Origin of the sequence: Pseudomonas sp. efr-133-TYG-23, from assembly GCF_030209215.1 — a bacterium.
Taxonomy (GTDB): domain Bacteria; phylum Pseudomonadota; class Gammaproteobacteria; order Pseudomonadales; family Pseudomonadaceae; genus Aquipseudomonas; species Aquipseudomonas rhodesiae.
The window spans coordinates 74,313-86,544 of sequence record NZ_JARVSL010000013.1 but is presented as its reverse complement, the minus strand read 5'-3'; the positions used below and the strand labels follow the sequence as shown (position 1 = coordinate 86,544).

General features: G+C 60.2%; 8 protein-coding genes and 1 pseudogene. 4 read left to right on the top strand and 5 right to left on the bottom strand.

Translation table 11 applies throughout. From position 1 onward, the window contains the following. Positions 1–119: 119 nt before the first annotated feature. Together QRN41_RS26270 and QRN41_RS26265 are read right to left on the bottom strand one after the other, a co-directional pair. The gene (locus QRN41_RS26270; protein WP_375538189.1) at positions 120–884 is read right to left on the bottom strand and encodes a methyl-accepting chemotaxis protein; all 765 of its coding nucleotides are present in this window, start codon (positions 882–884) and stop codon (positions 120–122) included. A gap of 93 nt (positions 885–977) precedes the next feature. Then, a pseudogene (locus QRN41_RS26265) lies at positions 978–2,009 on the bottom strand (HAMP domain-containing protein); the annotation flags it as partial. Positions 2,010–2,211: 202 nt separating this feature from the next. Here QRN41_RS26265 and QRN41_RS08160 point away from each other — a divergent pair. Next, positions 2,212–3,690, top strand: a complete 1,479-nt coding sequence (locus QRN41_RS08160) for a helicase HerA-like domain-containing protein (protein ID WP_167416666.1) — start codon at positions 2,212–2,214, stop codon at positions 3,688–3,690. A gap of 4 nt (positions 3,691–3,694) precedes the next feature. Here QRN41_RS08160 and QRN41_RS08155 read toward each other — a convergent pair whose 3' ends face one another. Continuing rightward, positions 3,695–4,150: a DUF721 domain-containing protein gene (locus QRN41_RS08155; RefSeq protein ID WP_034100204.1), complete on the bottom strand. Its 456-nt coding sequence runs from the start codon at positions 4,148–4,150 to the stop codon at positions 3,695–3,697. Positions 4,151–4,455: 305 nt separating this feature from the next. On the opposite strand from QRN41_RS08155, the gene secA reads away from it, so the two are divergent. The 3 genes from secA to QRN41_RS08140 all read left to right on the top strand — a co-directional run bounded on the left by secA (position 4,456) and on the right by QRN41_RS08140 (position 9,496). Beyond that, positions 4,456–7,191 (top strand): preprotein translocase subunit SecA, encoded by a 2,736-nt coding sequence (gene secA, locus QRN41_RS08150; RefSeq protein ID WP_167416667.1) that lies wholly within the window; start codon positions 4,456–4,458, stop codon positions 7,189–7,191. 123 nt (positions 7,192–7,314) lie between these two features. Beyond that, positions 7,315–8,532 (top strand): bifunctional glutamate N-acetyltransferase/amino-acid acetyltransferase ArgJ, encoded by a 1,218-nt coding sequence (gene argJ, locus QRN41_RS08145; RefSeq protein ID WP_034100200.1) that lies wholly within the window; start codon positions 7,315–7,317, stop codon positions 8,530–8,532. A 19-nt stretch (positions 8,533–8,551) separates the two neighbouring features. Beyond that, positions 8,552–9,496 (top strand): Nudix family hydrolase, encoded by a 945-nt coding sequence (locus tag QRN41_RS08140; RefSeq protein ID WP_285421432.1) that lies wholly within the window; start codon positions 8,552–8,554, stop codon positions 9,494–9,496. Between the two features lie 117 nt (positions 9,497–9,613). On the opposite strand, the gene QRN41_RS08135 is transcribed toward QRN41_RS08140, so the two are convergent. Continuing rightward, complete coding sequence (locus QRN41_RS08135; protein ID WP_034100196.1) at positions 9,614–10,192, bottom strand: cob(I)yrinic acid a,c-diamide adenosyltransferase; 579 nt, start codon at positions 10,190–10,192, stop codon at positions 9,614–9,616. Positions 10,193–10,194: 2 nt separating this feature from the next. After that, positions 10,195–12,231, bottom strand: a complete 2,037-nt coding sequence (locus tag QRN41_RS08130; protein ID WP_285421431.1) for a sensor histidine kinase — start codon at positions 12,229–12,231, stop codon at positions 10,195–10,197. Between the last annotated feature and the right edge of the window lies 1 nt (position 12,232).

Genomic DNA, 12,232 nt, shown 5'->3' with positions numbered 1-12,232 from the left:
AGGCTCTCCTAACGTGGACATTAGGCAAGAATAGATGTTCGGTCGGGATGTTGGGTGCGACGTTTTGCCTTGCTGCCGCCCTGGGAGGCGGTATGAGCCGCTGCCCAGGGCGAGAGCTGTCAGATGCGGAAACTGCCCACCAATTGCTTGAGCCGTGCGGCCTGTTGCTCCAGGTCGGTACAGGCGCGCAAGGTCGATTGCAGGTTTTCCACGCCTTCCTGGTTGAGGGTGTTGATCTCGGTGATGTCCATATTGATCGACTCCACCACCGACGTCTGTTCCTCGGTAGCGGTGGCGACCGATTGGTTCATGCCATCGATCTCGCCGATGCGCTGGGTCACGCTGTTGAGACGCTCGCCGGCCAGGTTGGCGATTTCCACGCTGTCATGGCTGTGGCGCTGGCTTTCGCTCATGGTGGTCACCGAATCCCGCGCGCCCACTTGCAACTCTTCGATCATGGTTTGCACCTGTTGCGCCGATTCCTGGGTGCGATGGGCCAGGTTGCGTACTTCATCGGCTACCACGGCAAACCCGCGCCCGGCCTCTCCGGCACGGGCGGCTTCAATCGCGGCGTTCAACGCCAGCAGGTTGGTTTGTTGAGAGATGCTGGTGATCACCTCAAGAATCTGGCCGATATTCACGGTTTTGCTGTTAAGTGCTTCGATATTGCTGCTGGAAGCGCTAATCATCGAAGAAAGATCCGTCATGGCTTTGATGTTGCGTTCGACCACCTGCTGACCATCTTCCGCCAACTGCCGCGCATCGCTGGCCTGGTTAGAGGCCTGCGCTGCATTGCGGGCGATCTCCTGGGCGGCTGCACCCAGCTGGTTGATGGCGGCCGCTACGCTATTGGTGCGGTTGGCCTGCTCGTCGGAGTTGACCATCGACGAATTGGAGGCACTGACCACCCGTAGCGCCACCTCGTTGACGTGTTCGGTGGCCGAGGACACTTCGCGAATCGATGTGTGAATCCGCTCCACGAAGCGGTTGAATGCATTACCCAGAGTGCCGAATTCATCGTGATTCTGGATGGTCAGACGTCGTGTCAGGTCACCCTCGCCGTCGGCGATATCCTGCATCGCGCGGGTCATCACATGCAGCGGTTGCAGCAGCACACGGATCAGCATGCCAAGCAGAGCGATAATGATGGCCACCGCAATGAGGGTGGCGATCACTGCCGACGTGCGGAATTCGCTGAGCATGGCGAAGGATTTGTCTTTATCCACCGAGATACCCAAGTACCACTGCACTGACGGCAAGCCTTTGATCGGCGTGAAGGTCACGATGTTGTCTTTGCCGTTGGCTTGGACTTCGCTGAAGTCGCGGCTGATCTTGGGTGTATTTTTCGGATACAGATCGGCCAGGGTTTTCATCACCAGGGTTTTGTCCGGGTGCACCAGCACTTTGCCGTCGGCGCTGACGAGGAAGGCATAGCCCATGCCGCCGAAGTCCAGTGCGCCAATGGTATCCACCAGGGTTTGCAGGCTCAGGTCGCCGCCGACCACGCCGATGCTTTGGCTGCCCTTGCTGCTGGGGGTGGCGATGGAAATGATCAATTGCCCGGTCGCCGCGTCGATATAAGGCTCAGTCAGGGTTGAACCGTTGCTGCTTTGCGCGCCTTTGTACCAGGGGCGCACACGTGGGTCGAAGCCATCCGGCATTTTGGTGTCGGGGCGGATGGTGAACGCGCCCTGGCTGTCGCCCACGTAGGTGGCCATGAACGAGGACGTCAGGGCTTTCTGTTCCAGCAGGCTGGCGACGACACCCGGTTCCGGATTGATCGCGATGTTCTGGGCGGCGTTTTCTACCAGGGCAATACGCCCAGTCAGCCAGGTTTGGATGTTGCTCGCGGTGACATCGCCCATTTCATGCAGGTAATTGTTCAGATCGTCGCGAATGGCGTTGCGTTGCAGGTAGTCGTTGTACAACGTGAATAACGCAAAGGCGGCGATGACGATAAGGGAGGCTGCAAGCAGGATTTTGTGGCTGAAACGCAGGTTTTTATTCATGGCTTGTAGGGTCCGCTAAGGTCTTTATATCCAAAGCGCGTCCTTATGGGATGCGCGAAATGACAGTAGGAAAAAAGGTGTGCTATTTGTTGTCGCAGTTCCGTGGTCCCTGTGGGAACTATCTGACCTATTTTTCGACTTTATGGGTCTCACTCTGTCTGTATCGACCTTGCCGCATTAAAGATTAACCTTAGGTGACGAAATGCCTGACTCCACGCAACTTCTTATCGGCGCTGACCTGTCCGGCGATCCTATTGCCCAGGCCATGCGCCTGGCTAACCGGCACGGGCTGATTGCCGGCGCTACCGGCACGGGCAAGACCGTCACACTGCAGCGCTTGGCCGAAGCGTTCAGTGATGCGGGAGTGGCGGTGTTTGCTGCAGACATCAAGGGCGACCTCTGCGGCCTGGGGGCGGCGGCAAACCCTCAGGGCAAGGTGGCCGAGCGTATCTCCGGCATGCCCTTCCTTAATTACACCGCCAAGGCTTATCCGGTAACGCTGTGGGACATCCACGGTCAGTCCGGTCATCCTTTGCGCACCACTATCAGCGAAATGGGCCCGTTATTGCTCGGCAGTCTGTTGGAACTCACCGACAGCCAGCAATCGGCGTTATACGCGGCGTTCAAAGTGGCAGATCGCGAAGGCTTGCTGCTGCTGGATCTGAAAGATCTGAAGGCGCTGCTCAACCACCTGCGCTATCACCCCGAGCTGTTGGGCGAAGACGCGGCACTGCTGACCACCGGCTCCAGCCAGGCCCTGTTGAGACGCCTGGCGGTGCTGGAGCAGCAGGGTGCCGAGGCATTGTTCGGCGAGCCGGCGTTGCAGCTTGAAGACATCCTGCAACCCAATGCCGATGGGCGCGGCCGCATCCATCTATTGGATGCCAGCCGCCTGGTGCATGAGGCACCCAAGGTGTACGCGACATTCCTGCTGTGGCTGTTAGCCGAGTTATTCGAGCAACTGCCGGAGCGCGGCGATGCGGACAAACCGCTGCTGGCGCTGTTCTTCGATGAAGCGCATTTGCTGTTCGCCGATACGCCCAAGGCCTTGCAAGAGCGTTTGGAACAGGTGGTGCGGCTGATTCGCTCCAAAGGGGTAGGGGTGTACTTTGTCACACAATCCCCAGGTGACCTGCCCGACACCGTGCTCGCACAATTGGGCCTGCGGATTCAACATGGATTGCGGGCGTTCACCACCAAGGAGCAGAAGTCCCTGCGGGCGGTGGCGGAGGGTTTTCGACCCAACCCGGCGTTTGACGCCTTGTCGGTGTTGACCGAATTGGGTACGGGTGAGGCGTTGGTGGGCACTTTGCAGGAAAAGGGCACGCCGGAAGTCGTCCAGCGCGTCTTGGTGGCGCCGCCGCAATCGCGGATCGGCCCGTTGAGCGAGGTCGAGCGCGTAGCACTGGTTGCCGCGTCGCCCTTACTGGGCCGCTACGACAAACCGATTGATCGCGAGTCGGCCTATGAAGTGCTGATGGCACGCAAAGAGCTAGGGCCGACTGAAGACGCCGGCCAGACATCTGAAGCGCCAAGTTTTACCGACAGGGCAGGGGCGTTTCTCGGCACGGCGGCGGGCAAGGCGCTTAAATCGGCGATGCAGCAGGCGGCCAATCAAATGGGGCGGCAGTTGGTGCGAGGGTTGCTGGGCTCGCTACTGGGGGGGAGCAAACGCAAATAGATGTTCAGGGTTTGGGCTTGGCGTGGGCAGCCAACCGCTCAAGGGCGCCGCGCAAACCCGGATCGCGGATGCCCTCGGCCGTGGCCTGAATGCTTTCGGCCGCGTTCACCGACAGGTCGTGCGAGTGCACGGCAGTACTTGGCTGGACAGTCGGCGGCTGCACTTTGAACTGAATGCGCGTCAGGTTGGCGAATTCATCGAACGCCATCAACTGACGCTGCAGGCGTTTTTGCTGATAGCGCAAGCGAGTGGCCCAATGGCCATCAGTCACGATCAGCAGCAGGTTGCCTTCGCGCCAAGAGGCGACACGGCAATGCTCGCGTGCAGCCGGTTGCAATTGGCTTTCCAGCAGACGCTGCAACAGGCCCAAGCGTTGGGCATGGCCGAAAATGGCTTTCAACGGTTTGGCTTCGCGAAGCAACACGCCGGGGGCGCGGGCGGCGACAGGGCGAAATGCCATGATTGGACACCTAAAGTAACAGAGCCGCCATCTTAGCAGAAAGCGCCGACCGGCCCTCAGGCCCTGCGTCGACGACACTTAGCCAACGAAATCAATCGGTAACTTCTGCGCTCCATGGGTTGAAGTTCGCGTAAAAGCCCTTATTTTAAACAAGCCCTCTCACCGCCCCATGCCTGCATCGGGGAACAACGCCACTTTCCTCACCCACGATTCCGGGTAGAATGCGCGTTCGCATGCGGCCGTGAGGGCTGCTCGGGCCACTGACGGTGCGCCCTCCATCCCTATGTGTGGAAGAACCTGCCGATATGTTTGCGCCTTTGTTAAAGAAACTTTTTGGAAGCAAGAATGAGCGCGAAGTCAAACGCATGCTCAAGACGGTGCAGCTGGTCAATGCCCTCGAAGAGCAGATGGTTGCTCTTTCGGACGAGCAATTGCGCGCCAAGACCCAAGAGTTCAAGGCCCGCATAGCCAAAGGTGAAACCCTCGACAAACTGCTGCCCGAAGCCTTTGCGGTCGCCCGTGAAGCCGGTAAGCGCGTCATGGGCATGCGCCACTTCGACGTCCAGTTGATCGGTGGTATGACCTTGCACGAAGGCATGATTGCCGAAATGCGTACCGGTGAAGGCAAGACCCTGGTAGCGACCCTGGGCGTTTACCTCAACGCGCTGTCCGGCAAGGGCGTGCACGTTGTGACGGTGAACGACTACCTGGCTCGCCGGGACGCCAACTGGATGCGCCCGCTGTATGAATTCCTCGGCCTGACCGTCGGCGTCGTGACGCCGTTCCAGCCGCCGGAAGAAAAACGCGCCGCCTATGCCGCCGACATCACCTACGGCACCAACAACGAATTCGGTTTCGACTACCTGCGCGACAACATGGCGTTCAGCATGGAAGAAAAATTCCAGCGCGAACTCAATTTTGCCGTGATCGACGAAGTCGACTCCATCCTCATCGACGAAGCCCGTACGCCGCTGATCATCTCCGGCCAGGCCGAAGACAGTTCGCGCCTGTACACCGAAATCAACAAGCTGATTCCGCGTCTGACCCAGCACATCGAAGAAGTGGAAGGCGTGGTGACCAAAGAAGGTCACTTCACCATTGACGAAAAGACCCGCCAGGTCGAACTCAATGAAGCCGGTCACCAGTTCGTTGAGGACATGCTCACCCAGATCGGTCTGCTGGCCGAGGGCGAGAGCCTGTACTCGGCGCATAACCTGGGCCTGTTGACTCACGTCTACGCCGGTCTGCGTGCTCACAAGCTGTTCCACCGCAACGTCGAATACATCGTGCAGGACGGCCAGGTCGTACTGGTTGACGAACACACCGGCCGTACCATGCCGGGGCGCCGTTTGTCCGAAGGCCTGCACCAGGCCATCGAGGCCAAAGAAAACCTCAACATCCAGGCAGAAAGCCAGACGTTGGCGTCCACCACCTTCCAGAACTACTTCCGTCTGTACAACAAGCTGTCCGGCATGACCGGTACGGCCGACACCGAAGCGTTCGAGTTCCACCAGATCTACGGTCTGGCGGTGATGGTTATCCCGCCGAACAAACCGTTGGCGCGTAAGGATTACAACGACCTGGTGTTCCTGACCGCCGAAGAGAAATACGCGGCGATCATCAACGACATCAAGGACGGCATGGCCAAGGGCCGTCCGATCCTGGTGGGTACCGCCACCATCGAGACTTCCGAGCATGTGTCCAACCTGCTTAATAAGGAAGGTATCGAACACAAGGTGCTCAACGCCAAGTTCCACGAAAAAGAAGCCGAAATCATCGCCCAGGCCGGTCGCCCAGGCGCACTGACCATCGCTACCAACATGGCCGGTCGTGGTACCGACATCCTGCTGGGCGGCAACTGGGAAGTGGAAGTGGCATCCCTGGACAACCCTACCCCCGAGCAGATCGCCCAGATCAAAGCCGACTGGCAGAAGCGCCATCAGGCGGTACTGGAGTCCGGCGGTCTGCAGGTGATCGCTTCCGAGCGTCATGAATCGCGCCGTATCGACAACCAGCTGCGTGGCCGTGCCGGTCGCCAGGGTGACGCCGGTTCGAGCCGTTTCTATCTGTCCCTCGAAGACAGCCTGATGCGCATTTTCGCTTCGGATCGGGTGAAAAACTTCATGAAGGCCCTGGGCATGCAGTCCGGTGAAGCCATTGAGCACCGCATGGTGACCAATGCCATCGAGAAGGCCCAGCGCAAGGTTGAAGGGCGTAACTTCGACATTCGTAAGCAACTGCTGGAGTTCGACGACGTCAACAACGAACAACGTAAAGTGATCTATCACATGCGTAACACGTTGCTGGCCGCCGACAACATTGGCGAAACCATCGCCGATTTCCGCCAGGACGTGCTCAACGCCACCGTCAGCGCGCATATTCCACCGCAATCGCTGCCTGAGCAGTGGGATGTGGCCGGTCTGGAAGCTGCATTGAAGAGCGACTTCGGTGTGGATCTGCCGGTCCAGCAGTGGCTCGACGAAGACGACCACCTGTACGAAGAAACCCTGCGCGAAAAACTGATGGCCGAGTTGCTCGCCGCGTACAACGAGAAAGAAGAGCAGGCAAGTGCCGAAGCACTGCGTACCTTCGAGAAGCAAATCGTATTGCGCGTGCTGGACGACCTGTGGAAAGACCACCTGTCGACCATGGATCACCTGCGTCACGGCATCCACCTGCGTGGCTACGCCCAGAAAAACCCGAAGCAGGAGTACAAGCGCGAGTCGTTTACCCTGTTCTCCGAGCTGCTGGATTCGATCAAGCGCGATTCGATTCGCGTGCTCTCCCACGTCCAGGTACGCCGCGAAGACCCAGCCGAGGAAGAAGCACGCCTGCGCCAGGAAGCGGAAGCCTTGGCCGCGCGCATGCAATTCCAGCACGACGAAGCGCCAGGCCTCGATCAGCCGGAAGCGTTGGGTGAAGAGGTCGAAGTGGCCTTGGCGCCAACGCCGGTTCGCAATGAGCAGAAGCTGGGCCGCAACGAGCTGTGCTGGTGCGGTTCGGGCAAGAAGTTCAAACACTGCCACGGCGAAATCAACTAAGATTTTTGCCTGACGCTGCAGCACCCCGCGCCGCGACCGGCCTTTGCCGTCGCGGCGTTTTGCCATTAATTCCCACCGTCGATAGCGACGGCACAGACATCACCTTATTTTAGGAGCGCATTCATGGCTGTTGGTCTTGGTCCTTTGCCCACATTGCACCCGGTTGCCGGTTTTGAACTCGGCATCGCTTCGGCCGGTATCAAGCGCCCGGGCCGCAAGGATGTGGTGGTGATGCGCTGCGCCGAAGGCTCGACGGTGGCAGGTGTGTTTACTCTCAATGCGTTTTGCGCCGCGCCGGTGATCCTGGCCAAGCAACGCGTTGCCGGGCCGATCCGTTACCTGTTGACCAACACCGGCAACGCCAACGCGGGTACCGGTGAGCCTGGCCTGGTGGCCGCCGCGCGCACCTGCGCCAAGCTGGCCCAACTGACCGGCGTGGACGCCAGCCAGGTGCTGCCGTACTCCACGGGTGTGATCGGCGAGCCTCTGCCTGTGGAAAAAATCGAAGGTGCCCTGCAAGCGGCGCTGGATGACCTGTCTGTGGATAACTGGGCCGCGGCCGCCACTGGCATCATGACCACCGACACCCTGCCAAAAGGCGCGAGCCGTCAGTTCGTGCACGACGGTGTGACCGTAACCGTGACCGGTATCAGCAAGGGCGCGGGCATGATCCGACCGAACATGGCGACCATGCTGGGCTACATCGCCACCGACGCCAAGGTTTCGCGCAGCGTGCTGCAGAATCTGATGCTGGACGGTGCCAACAAGTCGTTCAACCGCATCACCATTGATGGCGACACTTCGACCAATGACTGCTGCATGCTGATCGCCACCGGTAAGGCTGATCTGCCGGAAATCACCGAGGCCAGCGGCGCTTATTTCGCCGCCCTCAAGCAAGCAGTGTTCGAAGTGTGCATGGACGTGGCTCAGGCCATCGTGCGTGATGGCGAGGGCGCTACCAAGTTCGTCACCGTACAAGTCAACGGCGGCGGCAACCACCAGGAATGCCTGGATGTCGGCTACACCGTGGCCCATTCGCCGCTGATCAAAACCGCGCTTTTCGCCTCGGACCCGAACTGGGGCCGCATTCTGGCGGCTGTCGGCCGTGCCGGTGTGCCAGACCTGGACGTGAGCAAGATCGACGTATTCCTCGGCGACGTGTGCATCGCCAGCCGTGGTGCCCGTGCTGAAAGCTACACCGAAGCCCAGGGTTCGGCGGTGATGCAGCAGGAAGAAATCACCATCCGCATCGAGCTGGGGCGCGGCGATTGCAGCGAAACCATCTGGACCACCGACCTGTCCCACGAATACGTGAAAATCAACGCGGAATACCGCACCTGATAGCCGGAGGACACACACGGTGAAACGCGTGCATGTAGCAGCAGCGGTGATCCGCGGCGCCGACGGCAGAATCCTGCTGGCGCGACGTGCCGACACCCAACACCAGGGCGGCCTCTGGGAGTTTCCCGGGGGCAAGGTGGAGGCTGATGAATCTGTCTCCGCCGCGTTGTCCCGCGAGTTGCACGAAGAGTTGGGTATCCAGGTCACCACGGCGCGACCGCTGATCAACGTGCAACATGACTATCCGGACAAGCAGGTGTTACTGGATGTCTGGGAAGTCTCGGCCTTCACCGGCGAGCCCCATGGCGCCGAAGGGCAACCGTTGGAGTGGGTGGCCCCGCGGGATCTGCTCAACTATGAGTTCCCGGCGGCCAACGCGCCGATCGTTGCGGCCGCACGGTTGCCGGCCGAGTACCTGATCACCCCCGGCGAGCTGGACGCCGCGCCCCTGTTGCGCGGTATCCAGAAAGCCATCGCCGGTGGGATCAAACTGGTGCAACTGCGTGCGCCTAACGGCTACGACCCCAAATACCGTGACCTGGCGGTGGATGCAGTGGGGCTTTGCGCCGGCAAGGCGCAATTGATGCTCAAAGGGCCGTTCGAGTGGCTGGGGGATTTCCCTTCCGCCGGCTGGCACATGACCTCGGTCCAACTGCGCAAATATGCAAGCAAGGGCCGCCCTTTGCCGAAGGATCGCTGGTTGGCGGCTTCGTGCCACAACGCTGAAGAACTGGCGTTGGCCGAATTGATGGACGTGGATTTTGTCACCCTGTCGCCGGTTCAGCCGACCCAGACCCATCCCGATGCGCAGCCGTTGGGTTGGGAGCAGGCGGTGGAGTTGATCCGTGGGTTCAACAAGCCGGTATTTTTGCTGGGTGGGGTCGGGCCTACGGAGCGGGAGCGGGCTTGGGAAGCCGGTGCCCAGGGTGTGGCGGGTATCAGGGCCCTCTGGCCGCAGGTTTGAGGTTGCTTCGGCGGGCCTTATAGAGGGCAAGCCCCCTCCCACATTGGAATGTATTCACAGATCAAAGGTGGGAGGGGGCTTGCCCCCGATTGGGCTCTCCCGGTCACCGAGTCATGATCAGTGGGGTTTCGCCGCAGCCTGCCACAAAACCTCCGCGACACCCTGGCGCTTGGCTATCACCCGCGCCGCCACAAACAGCAAATCCGACAGACGATTGATATACGCCAACCCCACGCCTTCCAGCGGCTCGATAGCATTCAGGTGCTGACACCGTCGCTCGGCACTGCGGGCCAGGCTTCGGCACATATGGGCCTGGGCAATCAGCGCGGAACCACCCGGCAAGATAAAGTTTTCCAGCGGCCCGACTTCCTCATTCCAGCGATCGATCGCCGCTTCCAGGCGATCCACTTCCGCCGCATTCAACGCTTTGTACACCGGCATCGCCAGCTCACCACCCAGGTCGAACAGCCGATGCTGGCACGGCGCGAGCACTTCGATCACATCGTTGAGCGCCGGGTGCTGCCCGCTCTGTTCTTCAAGGCCGGCCAGCAGTAATCCCAACTGGCTATTCAGCGTATCGACTTCGCCAATGGCTTCGACACGTGGGTGGTCCTTGGGCACGCGGCGACCGTCACCCAGGCCGGTTTCACCTGTGTCGCCGGTGCGGGTATAGATTTTCGACAGGCGAAAGCCCATGGTCATTGCTCCAGTGGGGTCAGTTCGTGGGCCGGCAGTTGGCTGCCGGCCAAGGGGAGGCGCAGGGTAATACAGGTGCCTTGGCCAAGGGTGGATTGCACTTCCATCTGGCCTTTGTGGTTGTTGGTGATGATGAAGTACGACACCGACAGCCCCAGCCCGGTGCCCTGGCCGATTTCCTTGGTGGTGAAGAAGGGTTCGAAGGTGCGTTTGCGCACGTTTTCGCTCATGCCGATGCCGTTGTCTTCCACCTGGATCTCGGCCCAGGGCGGATTCAGGCGGGTGCGCAGGATGATGCGGCCCGGCTCGCGGTCATCTTCACGCAGGTGAATGGCTTGAGCTGCGTTTTTCAGCAGGTTGAGCAGGACCTGTTCCAGTTCGTTGGCTGTACCGGGTACCGGGCCCAGTTGCGGATCGAACTGACGGATGATCGCCTGGCCCTTGAAGTCAAAGCCGATGGTCAAGTCGAAGTCATTGCCGGCAATTTCCACGGCCTGATCGATCAGCGCCGGCAAATCGCAAGGGGCCATCTGTCGATTGCTGCGGCGGCTGAAACTGAGCATATGGGTCACGATCTTCGCCGCCCGCGCGCCCGCTTGCTGGATGCCATCGAGCAATTGCGGCACTTCGCGGCTTTGCAGGTAACGGTTGACCATGGCCAATTCGACGCCGACCTGTTCGGCGTGTTCCAGGTTCTTGGGCAAGTCCGCGGACAGGCGGCGGCGGATGTTCTGCACGTTGTGCAGGATCGCCCCCAGCGGGTTATTGATCTCGTGGGCCATACCGGCGGCAAGCCCGCCGACGGAGAGCATTTTTTCCGACTGCACCATCATTTCTTCCAGGGACAGGCGCTGGGTGATGTCATCGATACGGATCACGACGCCACGACCGGCACCGCCTGTCAGCGGGTAAAAGGTCAGGGCGTAATGCTTGGGCTCGTCGTCCTTGAACCAGGTCACCCGCTCGATACGTTCCACGGTGTGTTGCTCGACCGTGGCCTTGATCTGCGGCAGAAATGGTTTGAGCGGCTGAAAGGCCAGGTAGATCGGTTGGTTCAAGGCTTCATCCAGACGCGTGCCGGAAAGTGCGCTGGCTTCCTGGTTCCACTGGGTGACATAGAGCTGTTCGTCCAGGGCAATCAGCGCCGAAGGCATCGAGTCGATGATGCTGTTGAGGTAATTCTGGAAGCCGGTGAGTTTTTTCTCGATCTTGCTGCGTACCTGGACTTCCAGTTCCAGTTTGCGATTGGTATGACGCGTCTCTTCCGCCAGGCCTTGGGCTTGATCGTAGGCGGCCTGAGAGTCGTCGCGGGCGCGCTTGAGTTGCTGCTCGCGGGCTTCGATGCGCGAAAGCATGGTATTGAAGGCTTCGGCCAGGCTGCCGATCTCATCGTGATTGCCACGCCGGGCGCGCAGGGCATAGTTCTCTTCCCGGGTCACTTGGCGCGACAGTTCTTCCAGTTCGTGGATCGGTTTTGTGATCAGGTGTTTGATCTGACGCGCGATGACCAGCCACAGCAGCACACTGAAAATCAGGATGCCCAGGCTGGCGGTCAGCGTGCCGGTGTAAAACGCTACCGGCAGTTCGCTACTGGCGACCAGCAGCAGATGCCCGGATGGCTGCCCAGGGCGGGGCAGGGTGATCACTTGGTTAGTGCGAAACTCAGTCACGCGCCAGGCTTCGATATGTCTGTAATTGTCCGGCAGGTGCAGGCGATCACCGTGTTGCATCTGTGCCAGGCGGTTGCCTGCGCTGTCATATAAAGCGGCGGCGCGCAAAGGTGAGTAGCTGGTCAACTCATTGAGCAGGGCATTGGCCTTGTCGGGAGATTCGAGCGCTTCGGCGGCCAGCGCCGGGTTGGAGACCAGCCGCCCGATAGCCTGCAAGGCCTGGGGGGCCATGCTTTCCTGGGAGATCCAGTAGGCGGCGCTGATAAAGGTCAGGTTGGCCACCAGCAGGACGGTGGTCAGCAGCACCAGCAAGGCCGCCAGCAGTTTCTGCCCGACCGGTAGGTTTTCTAGACGCTGGCGCAGCGGCATC